Origin of the sequence: Pedosphaera parvula Ellin514, from assembly GCF_000172555.1 — a bacterium.
In the GTDB taxonomy this organism is placed as follows: domain Bacteria; phylum Verrucomicrobiota; class Verrucomicrobiia; order Limisphaerales; family Pedosphaeraceae; genus Pedosphaera.
Map to the genome: position 1 here is coordinate 190,661 of NZ_ABOX02000007.1, position 20,318 is coordinate 210,978.

Consider the following 20,318-nt stretch of genomic DNA (forward strand, 5'->3'; position numbering starts at 1 on the left):
TCCTTGAATTAGCGCGATCAATCCCTATAGTAGCGACAATGTATTGTCCAAATCAACTTTTGAGTTTACCCACAAGGTGGCTCGTTTTCCTCGCATGCGCGGTGTTTCCAGTGACACTTCCTGCCCAGCATTCGACCAATAATCCTCCCAGTCAGGCTGAACTGGGGATGAAGAAGTTCCAGATTGCATCCGGGTTAAAGACCGAACTCTTCGCGGCCGAGCCGATGCTTCAAAATCCAGTCAGCTTCAGCATTGATGAGCATGGCAGATTTTTTGTCGCCGAGACACATCGCTACGGCATTTCCATTTTGGACATCACGCAGAACCTGCCCTGGTTGTTGAATGATTTATCCTTCCGCAAGGTGGAAGATCGCAGTGACTTCCTACAGAAGACGTTCGCAACCAATCAGAGCATTCTCACCAGGGATTCCGAGCTTGTGCGTGTGATACAGGACAAGTCGGGAACTGGTAAAGCCGACAGCTCCAGCGTTTTCGCCGAGGGATTCAACCAGGTGCCGTCGGGAGTGGCGGCGGGAATTCTGGCGCGCAAGGGGCAAGTCTGGCTTGCATGTATTCCTGATCTATGGCGACTGGAGGCTCCTCTGGATTCCGAGAAAGAACAGGGGCGCGAGAAGTTGCACACAGGCTTTGGAGTACACATCGGAGTAACGGGCCACGATCTGCATGGCCTGCGTCTCGGGCCGGATGGAAAGCTTTACATGAGCAGCGGCGATCGTGGGTTGGTGGTGAAAACCAAGGAAGGGAAATTACTGAACTACCCGGATACCGGAACTGTTTTGCGCTGTAATCCTGATGGCTCCGACATGGAGGTATTTGCCATCGGTTTGAGGAATCCCCAGGAACTGGCTTTCGACCAATATGGAAATCTTTTCACGGATGATAACGATACTGCGGGAGAAGATCGTTCCCGGGTGATTCATGTAGTCGAAGGAGCGGACTATGGTTGGCGGTGCTCCTACCAACACATGAGCGGATTTGGTCCCTGGAACAAGGAGAAAGTGTGGATGGGCAACATCGATGATGCCCTGCCCTGGAGTGGTTATGTTTCACAAGGGCCTTCCGGACTGGCTTATTATCCCGGAACCGGATTGCCTGACAAATACAAAAACCATTTCCTGGTGTGTGATTTTCCGGGTGGTGTCCGATCGTTTGCGGTGAAGCCAAGAGGTGCTTCGTACGAGACCATTGAGAACGAAAAGTTTATTTGGAACTTATGGCCAACGGATGTTGATTTCGGACCGGACAGCCATGTTTATATTTCTGATTGGGTGGAAGGATGGCAGATGCCGAACAAGGGTCGGATTTATCGCATTAATAACCCGGCCCAGACAAATAACGCTGCGGCCGAGGAAGTGAGGACGCTCCTGAGCCAGGGTACGGAAAAGCTCACGATCAAGGAGTTAACAAACCTGTTAAGCCATGCCGATATGCGGGTGCGTTTGGAAGCCCAATACGCACTGGCGGATAAAGGACTGAGTGCAAGCAGCGCGTTACGCGACGTGGCATTGAACAAAACAAATGCCCAACCCGCGCGACTGCATGCCCTCTGGGGAATTGGCCAAATTGTGGCTGGCAGGCTGAGGCAGGAATCTCATGGGGAAGAGTTTGGCAGGCAGTTGGTCGAAACTCAACTAAACCCGCTGCTGCCATTGCTGGGTGATGCGGATGCCGAAGTGCGCGCGCAGACAGCGAAGCAGCTGGGAGAATTTTGCTTGAGCGGAGCTTATTCCGGCCTGGTTAAGCTTTTGAAGGATGCCAGCCCGAGAGTGCAATTTTTTGCCGCCAACGGTCTTGGCAAGATGAAGAACAAGCAAGCAATTGGGGCGATCAAAGATTTTCTGAGACGAAACGAAGACCATGATGCGTACCTGACACACGCAGGGATGATGGCTTTGTTAAGCATCGGTGATGTGGATGCTATTTTGGCCTCAGGCCACGACAAGTCAGCGGCCGTCAGACGCGTAGCACTGCTCTGCATGCGTCGCCTGGAGAACCCTGAGATCAGCATGTTTTTACAGGACTCTGAAAAGAGATTGGTCGTGGAAGCCGCGCGTGCCATCAACGACGTGCCAATCAACGGGGGGATGCCGGAATTAGCCGCGATACTGGGATCGAAACACAGCAATTTGTGGAGCCATGCTTCGATCCAGCAGCAATATGACGCGGACACCAAGGTGGGTAAATCCGTTAACGCAACAAGCGATTGGAGACACACCTTGCCCAGCGAACAACTGCTGTTGCGGGCAATCAATGCGAACTTCCGGCTCGGACAGCCCGAGCACGCCAAAATTTTGGCGGATTTTGCGGATCGAAACGACTCACCTGATTCCATGCGAGTTGCGGCTTTGGAAGCCCTGTCAGATTGGGCCGCTCCGCAGTCCCTGGATAGAGTCATGGGACTTTGGCGACCGCTACCAGCCCGCGAAAAATCGGTGGCCCAAAATGCGGTACGTCCCTACCTCTTCAATCTGCTCCAGACAAAGAACGAAAAGGTACTTGTTGCCGTGGCGCATTGTGCAGCGAATCTGAAGCTTGATGAAGCCAGCATCATTCTTTCGGAGCTTTATCATAAAGGCCAATTCTCGCCCGCCACTCGAATTGAACTTCTTCAAGCCTTGGCCGATCTCAAAGACAATCGCCTGGACAGAGCCGTGGCTTCCGCATTGGCGGACCCAAATAATAATGTGCGCCGTGAGGGGGTTAAGGTACTGACAAAACTGAACCTGCCCAACGCTCCAGAGCTGCTGGAAAAGCTGATCGCCACAGAAAAGGATGTGAAGTTGTGCCAGACGGCTTATGCAACATTGGCGCAAATCAAGGGCGAAGCAGCGGATAACATAATCATTCATGGTTTGGATGAATTGTGCTCCGGCAAGTTACGGCCTGAACTGCAACTGGATTTATTGGAGGCGGCGGCGAAGCGTTCCAGCACGAATGTTCATGTTGCTCTGACCAAATACGAGGAAAGCCTGCCCGCAAACGACGAGATTAAAGGTTACCGCGCCGTGCTGGCGGGGGGAGATCTGGAGGAGGGTAAAAAAATCTTTACCGAGCGGGCTGGAGTGGCGTGCATGCGTTGTCATGCCGTCCAAAGCAAAGGCGGAGTCGTGGGCCCGGATCTTGCCGGCATTGGCAAGCGGCAGACACGGGAGTTATTATTGGAATCAATCCTCTTCCCGAACAAGCTCATCGCACCTGGCTTCGAAAACATAACGCTGCTGATGAAGAATGGCAGCACGTTGGCTGGCGTGGTGAAAACCGAGAGTGAAAAGGAACTCGTATTGAATTCGCCCGAAGACGGCATCATTACTGTGCAGAAGGGTGAAATCCAATCACGCCAACAGGAAGTGTCCGCCATGCCTGAAGGGCTGAATAAAATGCTTTCCAAACAGGATCTGCGCAACCTGGTGGAGTACCTGGCTAACTTGAAGTAGGCGGGTACTTTTCCACCTCGGCAATCCCGCGAGGCCGCTTTGGAGGCTGCTTGCGGGATCTGCGAACCACTCGTTGCCTGGCTTCGTGTAAAAGGTTGTTCAGGCGTTTGCGGAGACGTCCAACCAGTTGCGGGTAGTTGGGCATCTGCCGGGCTGCGGAGCTGAGCAACTCCACCATGCTCCAGGCATCGTGCAAGCTGACGAACTCCGGGGCAATTTTCGTTTTGACGCCACAATTGTGATAGTTGCCAAGCGCGACACAAACAGCGGTGGTTTGGAAGCCATATTCCTGGTACGCAGTAGCCTCACACGTGCCACCATACATCAGGGCACGCTGGAACTGGAAATCGGCCTGCTTTTGTTTGAATTCGCCAGCCACTTCCATTAGGAAGCGCGTGGCTGCGGAGTCGAAGAGAGAGGTGCGATCACCAACCCGGATGATGACCCCTTTACCCATTTTTGCGGGAGGCAGTTCACGACTTGTCTCCAGAGAGACAACCAGAGAATTTTTCGGCAACACCTTTGAATTGGCGACTACGAGTGCGCCGTGGAAGCCTATTTCTTCCGCGAGCGAAATGACGCCGATGACGTTCACGCGGGCGCGGGATTTTTTGAGATTAATAAGCGTGGCAAGAATGGAAGCAACTCCAACCAAATCATCGCAAGCCCGTCCGTGAATGTGCTGTTTGCGGACAGCAAAATCTTCCAGTTCCCAAACGGCATATTGCGGAGCCGTCTCGAAGAATTTTTCAGAATGAATCTCAAATTCCTTTTCCTTGCCGAGTTTTCTGCCCAGTTTGGCAGGAAAGCCTCCAGGCATGAGTCGCAACGGAATTCCCCGCTTGAAGTATTCATCCCCTACTCCACCGAGAAATCGAGCGTGCCATTTGTTTTCTGAAAGCGGGCGTATGATTTCGAATCCAGGATGGTCGAGATGCGCTGCCAATACAAAGGGACGCACCGCTCTGTTCGTTTGTAATCGCACCAGCAGGTTGCCATAAGCATCGCGCGCGAAATTGAGCCGGTATTCAGTGCAAATTTTTTCCACCTCGGCACGCACCATATCTTCGTGGTGTGGGGCCGCCGGACAACGCATCAGGCGACTGGCTATTTCAGAAAGCAATTGGGAATTCATGCCTTTGAAAACTTTGCATCTATAAACCGAAACGACAAGTTTCCATTTGAGGAAAGCTGTTGAATTCCGGATGAATCAACGCAGAAAGAGCTCCGCCGCAGAGTCGGCAAATCGAAGCCCCCGGGAAGTAAGTTGGAAACGATATTGATCAAGCCGGCCCCATCCCTGCTGCACCAACTGATCCATCTCGCGGGACCAATCGTGCCGGAGGTCGCAACCGGTAACTTGCTTGAATTTTTCAAAAGGCCAGCCGGCATTCATGCGCAGTCCAAAGGCGGCAATTTCACCGGCGCGTGAGAGCGGCGCCAGTTCTTCCTTCGATTCAATGGCTCGTTTCCCCTGCTCCAATTGTTCGCAGTACATCTGCGTATTAGACCAATTCTTGTTACGAATGCCGCGCACGTTCCCGGTTGCGCTTGGACCAAGGCCATAATAACAACCGCCGCGCCAATAATTCACGTTGTGCTGACAGGCATGGTCTGGAATATCACTGGGAGTGGCAGCGGAATGTTTTGCAAAGTTGGCAATTTCGTACTGATGAAAACCTGAGGCAGAGGCGACGGTCACCAGTTCCTCGTACATGGCGCAGGCAAGTGCCTCGTCCACATCGAATTCACCGGCTTTCAACTGTGCGTAGAGCGGCGTGTCGTCCTCGTAAATTACTTCGTAGCTGGACAGGTGTTCACTTCCCAGAGCAGTTGCTTCCGCCAGAGTATCTCGCCAGATTTTCATTGTCTGCCCGGGGATGGCAAACATGAGATCGATGTTCACGTTGTCGAAGCCCGCAGCCCGAAGAGTGTCGAAGGATTTAAAAACCATTTCACGACTATGAATGCGACCGAGTCGGTCGAGCAGATTTTCGTCGAGCGACTGCACCCCCATGGAGATACGGTTAACGCCAAAACTGCGCAGCAATTTGGCTTTTTCCAGGGAGACGGTCGCAGGATTGCATTCAACGGTCCACTCGGCGGCACCGGTCAAACCCAGGCGTTGCATGGTTTGGAGAATCTGTTCCCATTGGCGGAGATTTAGCAGCGAAGGCGTGCCGCCGCCGAAAAAGATGGTGCGAGGTTTGAGGTCTGAAGCCACCATTTCGAGCTCACGTATTAATGCGCATACGTATCGATTGATAATCTCGCCATTCGAGGCTTCGGAATAGAAAGCACAATAGGAACATTTATGCGCGCAAAAAGGTACGTGCACGTAAAGACTCTGAACAGATTGATCGAACAGCGGACTGACCATGAGGAAAACTAAACAAAAAATGAGAATTTCGCGAACAAAAAAGCCTCCAACCTTTCGGCGGGAGGCTTTTTTAGCTGTTGAGGATTCCTAGACTTGAACGCGCTGAACGTTTTGTGCCTTCGGACCTTTGTCGCTGCTTACAACTTCAAAGTTAACTTCTTCACCTTCGTTGAGGGTTTTGAAGCCACTTCCCAGAATGGAGGTGTGATGGACAAACACATCCTGTCCAGAATCTTGTGCAATGAAGCCGAAGCCCTTCTTGTTATCGAACCATTTTACTTTACCACTTGCCATAGTATTTCTCCTGAGATGTTGAATCGTAAACGCCTTAAACAAAAAAGGACACAAGCTAAACGTTAGCTAGTGCCCTAAATTTCGCTGCCGATCGTTAACATACGACTCGAACTAGAGTGGATACTAAAACTTATTTTGCGAAGGTCAAGTATTAGTTTGCAAAACTTCCAGTTTAACAGAAAAGTTTCCTTTGCACAGGTAAAAAAGTCCTACACGAGATGCAAATGATTCCACAAGTCGGCAGGCTTCAATCGTATGTTTACGTAGAATGTTCCGAACTCACCGAAACGTGCGGATACTTCGTCGAACCGCATTTCGTAAACGATTTCTTTCAAAGCATCCACCTGGTGCGCCATCAACGTCACTCCCCATTCCCAATCATCAATGCCGGTGGAGCCGGTGATTAATTGAGAGATGCGACCAGCGTATTTTCGACCGACACGAGCATGACCACCCATAAGGCGTTTGCGTGCTGCGAAGTCCAGGCTGTACCAATTATCGCCACCACTGCGACGCTTATTCATGGGATAAAAACCCATGACTTCCCAATCCGGCATTTCCGGATAGAGACGATACTGCTCGTACTCAGCACGCTTCTTTGCAGACTCGGCCATGCGTGCTTTAAAGGCGTCACTATCAGGTGTGAGCTTCTCCTGATTGATGAGCATCTGACGGCTGTCCTCCTCGGTGGGCATGTATTCAGTCAATTCAGTGATGCTTAAATAAGTGTAAACTGTTTGCAACACTCCGGGAGCAAAGCAGGCTTCGAGGTCGCGATGGATCTGCGCAACCTGACCCAGTTCAGCGGCATAAATCATGAAAGCAAAATCCGCTTTGCCACTGACGTTGGCATAGGAGACCAGGCGTGGATGACTGGCGTTTGCGTTTGCAGCACAGAGAGCCTCCAGTTTATTTCTGCTTTGAGCGGATGCTTCCGCCCCCAATTGCGCCCAGCGCGCCCGGTCAATTCGATAGAACAAATGCATCACGTGGATGCCCTGGGTAAGTTTAACTGTGGGAAGTGACATAGATAAAATAAGTTAAAGTTTTAAGTAAATTCTCAGGTTGAACTGCCGCCTTCATAGACCGACTTTATCGGCTTTGCTTCTTAGTCTATGTGCAAGGCCTGGTCCAGGAAATGTTGGAGATGAGGCAATAAGGCGCTTTCGTTAACCACAAGGTTCGCACCGGCACTACGAGCCTCGTTTTGCGAAGCCACATCCTTTTCATCCACAAAGGCAACCACCGGCAGGTGGGTGGTGGTTGGATTCTGCTTCAATTTGGCAATGGCCTCAGAAACCTTCGCGCGGGAGGAAACGAGATCGGCAAAGACAAGCATGGGCCTTTCCTTCTCGGCGGAGGAGACCAGGGCTTCGACGCCTGGAACAGTGACGACGCGATAGCCGGAATCGTGCAGGCGGTTCACCAATTGGGTGCCGGGCAGCAATTTTTCGTATAATACAAGCGCGAGCGGTTGCGTCATGGTGACAGCTTGGAATATACGTGTGAAAATTGCAAAAACATTCAAGGCTGAGTTGGCCAAGATTGGAAGGCCTTGTCTCAACGCTCCAAAGAGGCTATATAGGAGGTAGTAATAGATGAGCTGCGTGCGCATTTGGAACAGAGAAAATGAAATACTTTATTTTACTTTTAACGGCCTTCAGTTTTCTAGTCATCAATTGTGCTGCGGATGAACCGAAGTCTGCGCAAACCAAAACCAATATGTCTGCCACTACTCCCAAAATCCCGGAAGGCGCTGAATCGATCACGCTTGGCGCTGGTTGTTTCTGGTGCACCGAAGCTGTTTTTCAACAAATACCAGGGGTTATCTCCGTAACCTCGGGTTACATGGGCGGAGAGACAAAAAACCCCACTTACGAGCAAATCTGCACTGGCAAAACGGGCCATGCAGAAGTATCGCGCGTGGTTTTCGATCCCAAGAAGACGAGCCTGGAGAAGATCCTTCAAGTGTTCTGGAATGCTCACGATCCGACCTCATTGAATCGTCAGGGCGGAGACATCGGAACCCAATATCGTTCCGCGATTTTTTACAACACGGACGCGCAGAAGCAAGTTGCGGAAAAATCCAAGGCCGAAGCGGGTAAAGAATTTACGAAGCCGATTGTGACGGAAATCACCAAGGCGCAGGAGTTTTATTCCGCAGAGGATTACCATCAGGATTATTATCGGTTGAACAAGAACCGAAACCCATATTGTCAGATGGTAATCGCCCCCAAGTTGAAGAAGCTCGGTCTCAAAAACTAAATCGGTGACGTGCTTCGGGCCGGAGCCGGCTGATTCATTCAAAATTCCTGGACATAATCGAGTCACGAACAACTTCCATGTGCCAATCCAGGCACTGAGGTTCACACGCCATTTTCTAAAAGAAGAAGGTAAGTAAGTGTTAGAAGTTTCACCGGTTTGTCACGTTTTTTAACATTTAGCCGGACAGGATGACCTGAAAAATACGTTTACATGCGTCTATACAAGGGGCAGGAAACACTATACAGTTCCAGGCGAACAGGCTGGTTATAGCCAGCGGAGAATTTATCGGAATAGAAAATAAATTATATGAGAACAACGAATCCAACTCTGAAAGCATTCAGATCATCGTCAGGGGTGTACGGCGAGTCCATGACGTTGCAGGGAACAGTGAACAAGGCGGGTATTCTTATATTGCTTGCCATTGCTTCTGGCTCGTTTACCTGGAGTCTGTTCCGCAGTGGTGGTGAGGCAATGCCTTGGGCCTTGCTTGGCTTGGTTGGTGGGCTGGTTCTGGCGTTGGTTACCATTTTCCGCCCGCAAGTTTCGCCCTACACCGCACCCATTTATGCTGTATGCGAAGGGTTGATCCTTGGCACCATTTCAGCAATGTCTGCGAAGGCATATCCTGGCATCGCCTTTCAGGCGATGTTCCTGACTTTTGGAACGCTGGTTGGAATGTTGATGGCGTATAAGACAGGTCTGATTCGCGCAACGGAGAAGGTCAAGTTGATGGTCATTTCCGCGACTGCCGGCATTGCCCTGCTCTATCTGGCAACCATTATTTTGAGCTTCTTCCACATCCGGATGCCCTATCTGCATGATTCCTCGCCAATTGGCATTGGCATCAGTGTGGTAATTGTAGCCGTGGCTGCGATGAACCTTGTGCTCGATTTCGGCTTCATTGAAGAAGGCATTGAGTATGGCGCACCGAAGTACATGGAATGGTATGGTGGCTTCAGCCTGCTGGTGACACTGGTCTGGTTGTATCTGGAAATCCTGAACTTGCTCCGCAAGCTGCGCAGCAGGTAATCAACTTCACACAGATTTCAAAGGGGAGCGGAAACGCTCCCCTTTTTGTTTTTAGAAATGAGCCGGAACTCCAACCAAAGCGTCAAATATCCAGACGTCAGGCGATTTTCTCAGTTCGCATCGCAGTTTATCTCGATGTAATTTTTGAGCATTTTTCAACGCCTTCAGCATCGGAGTGTAGATTTTTCGCGGGAGGTGTGGTTCTCCGTAATCCAAGTCCCACAAGCCCATATGAGTCCATTGTCCGGGCAGATGCCATTCCGGCATGGCCAGGATCGGATAGAGGCAGACTCCGCGCAATGGAACACCTTCGAGGAGCAAGGCTTTCGTTTCGTCAGCAACATAGCTCAACCAGGCCGGGCGCATGCCGTCGACGTGGGCGGTTTCGGTAATCATGAGGTCGCCGCCGTAGCGGTTGAAGACACGACGCACGAGGTCACCGAGAGAAATGCGGCGCGCATCATTGTCGCTGAGCGGATGTTCGTCCCTGCCGAATTCCCATTGGTTCGTCCAATAGTAATTGATGCCGGCAATGTCCAGGTGTTCGCGACTGCCTCCGAGTTCGGGCAGCATGCGACCGCTCAACATATCCAATGATTCAAAGACCGCCTCGTGGTTGAAGTGGTCAACCTGGGCCGCAAGATCGGGTCGATCGGCGGGCGCAACCACGTTGCAGATCGGATCGACATTCACAATACGAGCCTGCGGAATGACGCTGCGAATCGCGTTGATGCCCTGGATGCCGGCGCGCGCGAGGGCGATTTTCAGATCCGTTGCCCGCCCGGTGCAATGAGGTGCGAAACGGGCCACGTCACCAGCTGACCACGCAAAAAATGAGGGTTCATTCACCGGCGTAAAAAAGAAGGGACCTTCCTGGTGATGGCGAAGGAATTCGGCCGTAGCGTGGCAATACTCGGCGAAGCGGCGTGGAAATGCTTCTGAAAAAATATCAATATCATTCGGATAGCCATAATGGAAAAGATCCCAAATGATTTCGATGCCATGTTTCCAGCCCGCTTCGAGGAAGGGTAAAATGGAATCGAAATTGTAGCGACCACGAACATCAACACATGGCCAGCGGATGCCTTCGCGCGTTGCAAAGAGTCCAGCCTCCTGCAATCGGCGATAATCTTCATCAACATGTTTGTCGTGTTGAGTGATGGCGATTTGATCAAACCATTCGCGATGCACATTGTAACCTGTGGCACATTCGAAACCGGCAAGAAAAAAACTTTGAAACATGATCACACCTTCTGTTCGAGGAGTTGCAATTGCCCCACAGCGTCGCATCCGCCCGCAACGAGATCGCGGTAGATTTGCACCAGGGGGGTTTTGACCCGGCACAGGTCGTCATTGATGTCGGGATGGAGATCCCAGAGTCCCATTTGTTTTAAGTAATAAGCCGGAGGATGCGTGCCCTGACGATAGGCCCACGTAACCAGCGCAAAGAGCGGCCACCAGGTATAGCCGGCCAGCGGGATGCCTTTGGAACGAACACGTTTGACTTGTTCCACGGAAGTTCGCAGCCACTGTTCACGACGCTTCACGGAACCAACCGAGGCAGTTTCGGTGATGAACAGCGGACTATGATAGCGTTCCCAATAGAGCTCGCTGAGACGCTCGACTATTCCTTCAGTGCTGTAGGGCATGCGAATCCTTAATCCGTGGCGCGGTGAGCGGTGGAGAATTTTGCGCGAAAACATGGGATAGAGATTGATGCCCACGACGGCCAGATCAATTGCGCGTTCCTGAAACCATTCAAGGTCGGATTCCCTGGCACCGAACTTTAGCAGCCATTCGTAGAGAGAATGGCCGGGGACAATCTTTCCGCTGATGAGGTCGAGTGCGAGGAACACGATTTCCTGACGATGGTGCACTTCGTCTTGAAGCGAGGGATCAGCAGATTCGTAGAGATCGGTGGCATCGACGTGAACCGGGACGATTTCGGGATCGACGGATTGAAGCGCTTCGACTGTGTGGATCATGCCGCGACAAGCCCCGATCATGACGTTTACGAATCCCTTCCATCCTTTGCGATGTGGTGGCCACCATCCCAATTTCCCACAATACCATGCGGTGATACGCGGTTCATTCAATGGCGTGTAGCAATGAACAAGGCCTTTGTAACGTTCAGCAATGCGGAAGGCATATTCGGCAACGTATTTGGGATAATCAGGGTTTTCGTAAGCGTCCTTGATCCAGGACGGCAGACCGTAGTGCACGAGGTCGACGACGGGGTCGATGTGATGGTACAGCAAAAACTCCATAGGCCCATCCGCCCACTCCCAATTCCATTGATTGGCCGAAGGATTGATGCGATACCAGGGCAGACCGTAGCGCACCATTTTTACTCCGAGGTGAGCCATCAGGCCGATGTCTTCGCGAAAGTGTTCGTAGTGACCGGTGAGTTCGTATTCATCCAGGATGCGGTTGGTTTTGGGCCAGGGTTCGACAATGAAGGTGTCTTCGATGCCGACCATCCAGTGGAAGGTTTCCGGTTCCGAGAGTTGGGCAAGGTTGGAGCGCTGGAGTGACATTTACAAATCCCTTCGTTTACTTCTGAGCTGATGGTTCATCCAATTCATCGGGGAATATCGGACGGATTTGGAGAAAGGTCTGGTATGTTTTTTCCCCACTTGCGGGAGGTTCGGGTGCGGCATGAGAGGTGCTTCATCAGTTAAAAACTTAGGCCTGAGAATCTGATTTACATTTGTAGGCGGCTAGATTGCAATGGTTTTACCGTCGTGAATTTGCTGCAGGCAGCAAGGCTGCATTAATCACGCTCGGGTGAAGTGTTTTCGCGGAAGAAGGTTAACAACTCTATGTACTATTGATTGTTTATGTGTATGCATTCTCCGTTTCTTTTGTCCTTACTTTGCGTTTCCGGTTTGGTTTGCAGTCCGTGCGCGGTCATGGCGCAGACGGATGGTCCGGTGATTTTTGCTGCGGATGGTCCGTCTCTGCAGGCGGCGATCACGCAGGCAAATTCCAGCGGCGGGGCGCATACCATTGTGCTCAGCACGAATGCGACATATGGATTTAACACGCCGGACAATTACTGGTATGGTCCCAATGCGCTGCCGCCGATTGCGAGCGACATCACAATTGAAGGGAACGGTTCCATCATTCAACGCACGACCACGAGCCGGTTGCGCTTCTTTTACGTAGGGGCTGATCCAGGCAATCCGGCCACGGTCGGTTACAATTCGCCGGGCGCAGGGAAATTAACGCTGCGACATCTCACTCTGACGAATGGCCTGGCTTTGGGAGGCAACGGCGGCGGAGGTGGCGCTGGAATGGGCGGAGCCATTTTCAGCCAGGGAACTTTAATTTTGGATGCAGTCACTTTGAGCAGGAACGTGGCGCAGGGCGGAAATGGTGGAACCGAAAGTCAAACGAGTTATGGCGGACATGCTGGCGGGGGCATGGGACAGGATGGAGGCGGATGGGGGCAAAGGGGCGGAGGTTTCGGAGGCGCCGTAATCCCTGCTGGCAGCCAAGGAGCTGTGCATGGTGGCGGCGGAGGTTTCGGCACCAATGACAATGCGATAGCCATCCAAGGGGGTGGCCCGAGCAATGGCTTGGGAGGAGGAGTCGGCATTTCGTCAAGTTCTGGTGGAAATGGGAGCGGAAACTGTCTGAATAACTCCACTAATTCAGGTGTGGGTGGAAACTTTGGACTTGGTGGAACTGGAGGCACCGGGATTGGCGACACCATGGGTACAGACGGTTCAGGCGGAGGAGGCGGAGGGGGCGGAATTGGTGGTGGAGGAGGCGGAGGGGGCATAGGAAGCTATTCAGGCGGCGGCGGGGGCGGCGGAGGTTTTGGCGGCGGAGGTGGTGTCGGAGGTGCAATCGGAGTAGATGGTGCCGGTGGACATGGAGGATTTGGCGGAGGTGGGGGCGGCGGGGGCGGCGGCATAGATGGCCCGTTCGCAGGTGGTTATGGCGGCGGAGACTCGGGATTCAGCATAGCTGCCGGCAGCGGAGGAGGAGCCGGGATGGGCGGAGCCATTTTCAATCATAATGGAGTTTTGAGCATGACCAATTGCACGCTGGCCCTGAATGGAGTGGCTGGAGGAAACGGAGGGAATCTCGTAGCGGTGGGGCCGCCCGGCACTATGTATATAGGCGGTGGCAGCGGAAGTGGATTGGGCGGGGCGATTTTCAATCTTAACGGAACCATCACTCTGACCAGCAGCACACTGGCAAGCAATGTGGTAATTGCCGGAGTTCCGGGTGCTGGGGGGACGGCCGGGCAGGCGGCAGGCGGCGCCGTTTATAATCTCGTTTATGACAGTGCCACAAACCGAACCGCAACTATAACGATGGTGAATAGCATATTGGCCGGCAGTAGCGGCGGTGTGGATTTAGTCATCGCCAGACCTAATTATACGACTGCGGCGACCAACCGGGGGGCGGCTGTGGTGATCGCAACTGAACCGAACCTGGTGCAATCGTTCACGAACAGCGGCGGAAGTTTTACCAACTCGGGTGTGATTCTCGCCAATCCCCTGCTCGGTCCGCTTGCGAACAATGGAGGAGGAACTTCTACCATGAAGCTCTTGCAGGGCAGTCCGGCGTTGGATGCAGGTGACAGTGCCTTGGCTCCGTTCTTGGACCAATTGGGTGGACTGCGCGTTTCCGGTTTGAAGGTCGATTTGGGTGCGGTGGAATTGCAGGTGCCGACGTTGTTTGGAGGCCAATTCCTGGGCAACGGTCAGTATGGATTCAGCTTTAGTGGAAATCCTGCGAACACGTATCGGGTTTTTGGGAGCACCAACCCTGCTCTGCCATTTGGCGGCTGGACATTGTTGGGACAAGCGAGCCAGAGCTCGAATGGAGTGTTTCAATTCAATGATGTGCAGGCGGGAAATTATCCGACTCGATTTTATCGGGTGAGCCAGCCGTAGTGGCTTGGCCAGGAAAACGCGATCCAACTCATAAGGATTGAGCAACGTGATCTGTTGGTGGGCGCTTCCTGTTAGAACTTTGGCATCCCTCCCACGTCCAGAATTCGCGCCTGTGCCGCGGGTCGAAACACGCTCAAGAGTTTCTTGATTCTTTTCCTCCTGAACGAGGGAGCGATTTTGATTAATTATTATTAACCTATTGCAGCTCCCACATTTGACTTCGAGGAACAATGGTGTTCCGCTATATTTAGTGGAATAAACAATGCGAACTTCTGGAGGCATTTATGGCAATCGCCAGGCATAAAACTGCGGGTCGTCCCACCGGTAGAGGAGCCGGACTCGTTGGGGACGAGAGAGTTGTGAAACCGGCAGAGGCATCGAGCACCTACCCAGCGATCAGTGATCACGGACTCATCGGCGATCTACAGACTGCCGCGCTGGTCAGCACGCAGGGAGAGATCGACTGGTTTTGCTGTCCGCGGTTTGACTCGCCCAGTGTCTTCGCGTCTTTACTCAGCCGGTCTAATGGAGGGAGTTTCAAGATTTCGCCCACAACCGAAGATCATATCACGCACCAAAGTTACTTCCCGGATACCGCAGTTCTGGTGACGCGGTTCATGTCTGAGGCGGGGGTTGGCTCAGTAATAGATTTGATGCCTATCATAGACCACCCGCGCTCGCCCAGTGAACGCCATCGCATTGTCCGGATCATCCGCGCGGTCCGGGGACAAATGAGCTTCGTGATTCAGTGCAATCCAGCGTTTGACTACGGGCGGGGCAAGCACAAAGTTAAGCTCACCGATGCAGGCGCAGTTTTTGAAAGCGAGTTGGGTGATCTTACCTTGCATGTGGTTGGCAAACCTGGCCATAAGGTGCTTGAAGATGTGGATACCTTTACCGGACAGGAGGGTGGAGTTCGACTCACTGTGACCTTGCGAGAGGGCGAGATTTCGGGAGTTGTGCTGGAATCGGCGGCCGAGGGAGGTCCCCGGCGCATTCCCCAGGATGAACTCACAGAGCTCTTAAATGGCACTGTCAATTACTGGCGAACATGGCTGGCGCGCTCGAACTATACCGGTCGCTGGCGTGAGATGGTCAACCGTTCGGCCATGGCCATAAAGTTGATGACTTACGCACCTTCGGGCGCATTGGTCGCCGCGCCGACGGCGGGGCTGCCTGAGCAGATCGGCGGGGAGCGCAATTGGGACTATCGCTTCACGTGGATTCGGGACGCTTCGTTCTCGGTTCACGCCTTGTCCAGCCTGGGTTTCATCGAGGAAGAGGAGGCCTTTGGATATTGGCTGCGGGATCGTCTGCACGAACATATTGAGTCGGGAGGTGGGCAGTTGCCGATCATGTACCGGATTGACGGCAGTTCCGATCTTGAGGAATTCACATTGGATCATTTCGAGGGTTATCGCGGATCCAAGCCAGTGCGGATTGGGAATGCGGCGGGAGAACAACTTCAATTGGACATTTATGGCGAGGCGATGCTGGCAGTCTACCAGATGGACGAGAAAGGATTCGTAATGACCGACCAGACCATGCGTGATGTGATTTCACTCATGAACTGGCTGTGCGACCATTGGGACCAACCTGATGAAGGAATTTGGGAGACGCGTGGCGGACGGCAGCCATTTGTTTATGGCCGGTTGATGTGTTGGGTGGCGTTCGATCGAATGATTCGGATAGTGCAGCGACATGGCCGCCCGGCTCCGGTGGCCCGCTGGACTGCGGAGCGCGACAAGATTTACGAGCAGATCATGGCATCGGGATGGAATCCAAAAATGCGTGCATTCACTCAATACAACGGAAGCTCAGTCCTGGATGCAGCGTTGCTGCGCATGCCAATGGTTGATTTTATCTCGGCACGGGATCCAAAGTGGGTTTCAACCCTTGAGGCAATGGAACGCGTGATCGTATCCGACAGCCTGGTTTACCGTTACGATCCGGCCGCCTCACCCGATGGTCTGCGCGGGAGTGAGGGCACCTTTTCCATGTGCACCTTTTGGTACGTAGACGCGCTGGCAGTCTCTCGTCGAGTGGATGAAGCCCGGCTGGCCTTCGAAAAAATGTTCACCTATGCAAACCCCATTGGGCTGTATGGCGAGGAGATTGGACTGACGGGCGAGCAGCTTGGCAATTTCCCGCAGGCATTCAGTCATCTGGGTCTGATCAATTCAGCAGTCTTCCTCAATGAATGTATAGAGCGGACGCCCAAGCCTGGGCTGGGAGGTTTTCGCACGCATTAGCGGCCCCGGACCATGGGGTTCAGAAATTTCTTTGAGGTCCCTTCAATATGGGTGCGCGGACCACATAGGCATTGAAGCAGTGATACCCTCCATGGAGCCATCTGTTTTTTGTTTGTCCCATACCGAATGCCAAAATTAATTTTCAGAATGTAATGCACTAATCACCAGCCAATTACAAAAGCTTTAAATAGTTCCTATTTGTCATAAAAAATAATCTAACCAATGTCCTGAACCCACCGGCTCGTTCGTTGTATCGATGAAAGTCGAATAAATAACTCAAACTTGATACAACAACAGAAATCAAAAGGAACACTATGAAAACAAGAATTATGACTGTTTGGGCGGCGTTGATACTGGTGGCTGCTGCGACGATTGTGCGAGCAGATGAACCTACGAAAAAGAAGCCTGATGCCACGTCGAAAGAATTCGAGCAGATGAAGAAAATGGTCGGCACCTGGAAGGGCAAGGTGGACATTGGCAGCGGTCCCGTCGACATGACTTCGGAATACCGCCTCATCTCCGGCGGCACGGTGCTCGAAGAGCGGGTTTTCCCCGGCACGCCGCAAGAGATGGTCACGATGTATTACGACCAGAACGGTAAGCTGGCCATGACCCATTACTGCATGATGGGCAATCGCCCGGCCATGAAGCTCAAGTCCTCGGATGAGAAGTCCATCAGTTTCGATTTCGACGCCACGTGCGGCATCAACCCCGCGAAGGAATCGCACATGCACGCGCTGTCAATCCGGTTCGACGATGCAGATACCGTCACGATGAATTGCAAGGCCCTCATGGACGGCAATGAAATGCCCGAACACCCGGCGACGCTCAAACGCGTGAAGTCGTAAGAGCGATCGTTGGTGACACTGTGAATTTTGGTCTCAGGGTCGGATGCGAGTCCGGCCTCTCTTTTTCCCATGCGGTGCTCGGTTGCCTGTCGGAGGTTTTCTTGTGCTGGAAAAATAATTTAGCTGCGTGGGAGCTTGGCGCGAGGGGCAGTGGTGGTTTACATCTCCATCCCCCTCACTTTTATTCTCTCCCCGAGGAGAGAGTCGTACGGCTGGAGTGCTCGGATTATTTGGAGATTTTCGGGCGATTACCGTCGTGGAGTAAACTCAAAGCGAATAAGTTGTGAGTTTAAAAGCTATCTTTCCGACTCCTATGCAGGAGGTGAGACACTTTTGTCTGTGTTAGCTCATGCAACGGGGTGTAGAAGAAACTCCCTCGAGGCGGAGATCGCGGCACTGCTTTTTGAATGCAGCATCGAATATTTCGACCTCCGCCAAAATTTTGTGGCGAGGAATATAGATATTTCAAGAACCAGGTGAGGTGAGTGAATATTGGCAGGAATAATCCGGGCGCGTTGGATTGCGCACGTGAATTCCGCTTCGGGTTACGTGGGTTGAATTGTTTAAGATCGCAGGCCGAAGCGGGGATTGTTTTTGGGGATTTTCCCAGGCCTCCGGTCGGACCTCCGGCCTGGGCTGGTTTGGAGCAGCACGTTGGGCATTGGGGACCTAATGGAATGATGGTGATTGTTTGGAAGGTAAGCCGATTGGGAAATCGGCGCTGCGGGGAACTCCGGGTGATGGTTGAGTCTTGGACTGCGTCCGCAGGTAATCCTAATGGAAGGCACCCGTATCGCTGGCCATGTCAGTGCGGCGCGCACGGAGTGACGCGGCCCTACCTACTATGCTGGCGCGAGGAATTGGAGAACCAATTCATGGGCTAGGCGTCCTGGGTTTGCTGGGTTTGAGGTTTCTTCGATTTTGTTGAGAGGGCTTTCGGGTGTAGAAAGGAAGGTATGGAAATGAAAGGTAAGTCTTCTCGGCGCTACGACGCTGAGTTCAAACAGAACGCGGTGGCACTGGTGCGGTCTGGTCGCAGCATCAGGGAAGTGGCGGGTGATCTGGGCTGTTCCAGTTGGTCATTGGGGCAGTGGGTGGCTCGCGTCAATCAAGGTGGCAGCTTCTCCGAACCCAAAACGCTGGCTGCCGAAACTCCCGAACAAAGGGAAAATCGCCGGCTTAAACAGGAACTTGATTACCTCCGCCGGCAAAGGGACATTCTAAAAAAAGCCTTGGCCATTGTCTCGGATGGGAACCTGCCCGGCGCTTCCAACTCATGAATACTCTCAAAGCCGATTATCAGGTCGAGGAACTGGCCCACGCATTGGAAGTCACCAGCAGCGGGTTTTACGCGCACCAGCACAAGCCCGAGGGGGCGCGTCGCCAACAGGATCAAAAGCTCCTAAAACGAATCCAGCCGATCTTCAAGGAAAGCAGAAGCACCTACGGCAGCCCGCGCATTCATGCTGCCTTGAAACGACAGGGCGAGCCTTGCAGCAAAAACCGCGTGGCCCGCCTCATGCGTCAAAACCACCTGCGGGCACGGCAGAAACGACGTTTTGTCCCGCGCACCACCCAGAGCGATCATGATCTTCCCATCGCGCCCAACTGGCTGGCCAAAGTCCCGACGCCGGACCGGCCCAATCGGGTCTGGGTGGTGGATATCACTTACATCGCCACTGCCGAAGGCTGGACTTATCTGGCGGTCGTCCTGGATGCCTGTTCGCGCAAGGTCGTCGGTTGGTCCATGGCCAGCTCCCTGGAAACCTTTTTGGTGACAGAAGCCCTGGCCCGCGCGCAAAAAGAGCGACTTCCACAGCCCGGGCTCCTGCACCATTCCGATCGCGGAGTACAATATGCCAGCAGCGCCTACCGCGCGCTACTGGCCGATTATCAAATCACCCCCAGCATGAGCCGGGCGGCCAATCCCTACGACAACGCACTGGCCGAATCCTTCATGGCCACGCTCAAAACCGAATGTTTTGACAAGCCCCCGAACACACACGGCGAGGCCAAACTCATGATCTTCGATTACCTCGAAACGTTCTATAATTCAAAGCGGCTCCACAGCGCCTTGGGTTACCAATCACCTGTGGAATTTGAAAACCAATTCAGTTAACTTGAAAACAAGAAATCACTCGGAAGCCCAATCCACGTTTTCGAAGAAAGATCAGTTCGTAAGCCGATGTAGAAATCGGCGCTCCGGGAATCGTGGTTGGTGGTTAGGTCGTGGACTGCGTCCGCAGATTGGCTCGATGGGCCGGGTAATGTCACCGACGAGGTTTGAATTCGGTCGAAGCCTCATTCCACCTTTAATTGATTGCTGGCGCGAGGGGTTGAGTTTTGGGCCGCGTGCGCGAGGTGGAGGCCGGGTGGGTTTACATTTTCTGCGCCCAGCGCATGGTTAGGCGGTCCCATATTCAATTGTGCAACACAATTTCCACCAAAGCGCTTGTGGAGTTTGTGATGCCACTCAGGATTTTTGCGTTGTGAAGTGTAATCGTTATTTGATTTTCGAAATTGTTCCCATCTACAACACCTGATTTAATATCTACACCTGATTTAATGGTGCCGGTATCGGCGGTGATCTCCTTCGTTTGCCCATCTGATGGCGTGACGAGAACATGGATACCTTCAAGAGAGTTGCCTTCGCGCTTTGCAACATGCAAAACGTAACCCCCGGAAAACTGGATGTCCTTACCTGCTTGGACGAGGTCAATCGCTCGGGGTGCTGACGCCGTCGGTGAATGCTTGGAACAGCCGGCTAATACTATCGCGAATGACGCGAGAATAATCAGTGATATGTATTTTTTCATGTTGATACTTGAACAACGCGATCCCGAAAAAGTTGCACGCCAAGCGGCCTAACTAATGACTATAGA

General features: G+C 52.7%; 16 protein-coding genes. 8 read left to right on the plus strand and 8 right to left on the minus strand.

All coding sequences use genetic code 11. From position 1 onward, the window contains the following. The first annotated feature begins 59 nt into the window (after positions 1–59). A complete protein-coding gene (locus CFLAV_RS07900; protein ID WP_160164521.1) occupies positions 60–3,455 on the plus strand; it encodes a PVC-type heme-binding CxxCH protein in 3,396 nt (1,131 codons plus the stop codon). Here the strand turns inward: CFLAV_RS07900 and CFLAV_RS07905 are convergent. The 5 genes from CFLAV_RS07905 to CFLAV_RS07925 all read right to left on the minus strand — a co-directional run bounded on the left by CFLAV_RS07905 (position 3,442) and on the right by CFLAV_RS07925 (position 7,612). Beyond that, positions 3,442–4,590, minus strand: a complete 1,149-nt coding sequence (locus CFLAV_RS07905; protein ID WP_007414145.1) for a peptidase M42 — start codon at positions 4,588–4,590, stop codon at positions 3,442–3,444. The genes CFLAV_RS07900 and CFLAV_RS07905 overlap by 14 nt on opposite strands. Positions 4,591–4,665: 75 nt before the next feature. Then, entirely contained in the window at positions 4,666–5,835 is a 1,170-nt protein-coding gene (gene hemW / locus CFLAV_RS07910; protein ID WP_007414146.1) for a radical SAM family heme chaperone HemW, read from the minus strand. 87 nt (positions 5,836–5,922) lie between these two features. Continuing rightward, entirely contained in the window at positions 5,923–6,129 is a 207-nt protein-coding gene (locus tag CFLAV_RS07915; protein ID WP_007414147.1) for a cold-shock protein, read from the minus strand. Positions 6,130–6,338: 209 nt separating this feature from the next. After that, the gene (gene hemQ / locus CFLAV_RS07920; protein ID WP_007414148.1) at positions 6,339–7,157 is read right to left on the minus strand and encodes a hydrogen peroxide-dependent heme synthase; all 819 of its coding nucleotides are present in this window, start codon (positions 7,155–7,157) and stop codon (positions 6,339–6,341) included. An 80-nt stretch (positions 7,158–7,237) separates the two neighbouring features. Beyond that, positions 7,238–7,612 carry a response regulator gene (locus CFLAV_RS07925; protein WP_150107320.1) on the minus strand — a complete coding sequence of 125 codons (375 nt, stop codon included), beginning with the start codon at positions 7,610–7,612 and terminating at the stop codon, positions 7,238–7,240. Between the two features lie 146 nt (positions 7,613–7,758). Between CFLAV_RS07925 and msrA the strand changes: the two genes are divergently transcribed. Together msrA and CFLAV_RS07935 are read left to right on the plus strand one after the other, a co-directional pair. After that, the gene (gene msrA / locus CFLAV_RS07930; RefSeq protein WP_007414150.1) at positions 7,759–8,394 is read left to right on the plus strand and encodes a peptide-methionine (S)-S-oxide reductase MsrA; all 636 of its coding nucleotides are present in this window, start codon (positions 7,759–7,761) and stop codon (positions 8,392–8,394) included. A gap of 306 nt (positions 8,395–8,700) precedes the next feature. After that, the gene (locus tag CFLAV_RS07935) at positions 8,701–9,423 is read left to right on the plus strand and encodes a Bax inhibitor-1/YccA family protein (RefSeq protein ID WP_007414151.1); all 723 of its coding nucleotides are present in this window, start codon (positions 8,701–8,703) and stop codon (positions 9,421–9,423) included. 51 nt (positions 9,424–9,474) lie between these two features. On the opposite strand, the gene CFLAV_RS07940 is transcribed toward CFLAV_RS07935, so the two are convergent. Both CFLAV_RS07940 and CFLAV_RS07945 read right to left on the minus strand, forming a co-directional pair. Beyond that, positions 9,475–10,665 (minus strand): glycoside hydrolase family protein, encoded by a 1,191-nt coding sequence (locus CFLAV_RS07940; RefSeq protein ID WP_007414152.1) that lies wholly within the window; start codon positions 10,663–10,665, stop codon positions 9,475–9,477. Between the two features lie 2 nt (positions 10,666–10,667). After that, entirely contained in the window at positions 10,668–11,960 is a 1,293-nt protein-coding gene (locus CFLAV_RS07945; protein ID WP_007414153.1) for a family 1 glycosylhydrolase, read from the minus strand. A 309-nt stretch (positions 11,961–12,269) separates the two neighbouring features. Between CFLAV_RS07945 and CFLAV_RS36865 the strand changes: the two genes are divergently transcribed. From CFLAV_RS36865 to CFLAV_RS07970, 5 genes are all read left to right on the plus strand, one after another. Further along, complete coding sequence (locus tag CFLAV_RS36865; protein WP_192812794.1) at positions 12,270–14,336, plus strand: choice-of-anchor Q domain-containing protein; 2,067 nt, start codon at positions 12,270–12,272, stop codon at positions 14,334–14,336. A 284-nt stretch (positions 14,337–14,620) separates the two neighbouring features. Next, positions 14,621–16,588, plus strand: a complete 1,968-nt coding sequence (locus tag CFLAV_RS07955) for a glycoside hydrolase family 15 protein (RefSeq protein ID WP_007414155.1) — start codon at positions 14,621–14,623, stop codon at positions 16,586–16,588. 314 nt (positions 16,589–16,902) lie between these two features. After that, entirely contained in the window at positions 16,903–17,436 is a 534-nt protein-coding gene (locus tag CFLAV_RS07960; RefSeq protein WP_007414156.1) for a hypothetical protein, read from the plus strand. Between the two features lie 962 nt (positions 17,437–18,398). Then, the gene (locus tag CFLAV_RS07965; RefSeq protein WP_007414157.1) at positions 18,399–18,716 is read left to right on the plus strand and encodes a transposase; all 318 of its coding nucleotides are present in this window, start codon (positions 18,399–18,401) and stop codon (positions 18,714–18,716) included. Next, a complete protein-coding gene (locus CFLAV_RS07970; protein WP_007414158.1) occupies positions 18,713–19,555 on the plus strand; it encodes an IS3 family transposase in 843 nt (280 codons plus the stop codon). The genes CFLAV_RS07965 and CFLAV_RS07970 overlap by 4 nt, the downstream gene beginning before the upstream one ends. A 301-nt stretch (positions 19,556–19,856) precedes the next feature. On the opposite strand, the gene CFLAV_RS07975 is transcribed toward CFLAV_RS07970, so the two are convergent. After that, complete coding sequence (locus CFLAV_RS07975) at positions 19,857–20,252, minus strand: hypothetical protein (RefSeq protein WP_007414159.1); 396 nt, start codon at positions 20,250–20,252, stop codon at positions 19,857–19,859. Between the last annotated feature and the right edge of the window lie 66 nt (positions 20,253–20,318).

Bases quoted from the DNA above. Each gene is read 5' to 3' on its own strand.
- CFLAV_RS07905 (WP_007414145.1), bottom strand. From the start codon at position 4,590: ATGAATTCCCAATTGCTTTCTGAAATAGCCAGTCGCCTGATGCGTTGT.
- hemW (WP_007414146.1), bottom strand. From the start codon at position 5,835: ATGGTCAGTCCGCTGTTCGATCAATCTGTTCAGAGTCTTTACGTGCAC.
- CFLAV_RS07915 (WP_007414147.1), bottom strand. From the start codon at position 6,129: ATGGCAAGTGGTAAAGTAAAATGGTTCGATAACAAGAAGGGCTTCGGC.
- hemQ (WP_007414148.1), bottom strand. From the start codon at position 7,157: ATGTCACTTCCCACAGTTAAACTTACCCAGGGCATCCACGTGATGCAT.
- CFLAV_RS07925 (WP_150107320.1), bottom strand. From the start codon at position 7,612: ATGACGCAACCGCTCGCGCTTGTATTATACGAAAAATTGCTGCCCGGC.
- msrA (WP_007414150.1), top strand. From the start codon at position 7,759: ATGAAATACTTTATTTTACTTTTAACGGCCTTCAGTTTTCTAGTCATC.
- CFLAV_RS07935 (WP_007414151.1), top strand. From the start codon at position 8,701: ATGAGAACAACGAATCCAACTCTGAAAGCATTCAGATCATCGTCAGGG.
- CFLAV_RS07940 (WP_007414152.1), bottom strand. From the start codon at position 10,665: ATGTTTCAAAGTTTTTTTCTTGCCGGTTTCGAATGTGCCACAGGTTAC.
- CFLAV_RS07945 (WP_007414153.1), bottom strand. From the start codon at position 11,960: ATGTCACTCCAGCGCTCCAACCTTGCCCAACTCTCGGAACCGGAAACC.
- CFLAV_RS36865 (WP_192812794.1), top strand. From the start codon at position 12,270: ATGCATTCTCCGTTTCTTTTGTCCTTACTTTGCGTTTCCGGTTTGGTT.
- CFLAV_RS07955 (WP_007414155.1), top strand. From the start codon at position 14,621: ATGGCAATCGCCAGGCATAAAACTGCGGGTCGTCCCACCGGTAGAGGA.
- CFLAV_RS07960 (WP_007414156.1), top strand. From the start codon at position 16,903: ATGAAAACAAGAATTATGACTGTTTGGGCGGCGTTGATACTGGTGGCT.
- CFLAV_RS07965 (WP_007414157.1), top strand. From the start codon at position 18,399: ATGAAAGGTAAGTCTTCTCGGCGCTACGACGCTGAGTTCAAACAGAAC.
- CFLAV_RS07970 (WP_007414158.1), top strand. From the start codon at position 18,713: ATGAATACTCTCAAAGCCGATTATCAGGTCGAGGAACTGGCCCACGCA.
- CFLAV_RS07975 (WP_007414159.1), bottom strand. From the start codon at position 20,252: ATGAAAAAATACATATCACTGATTATTCTCGCGTCATTCGCGATAGTA.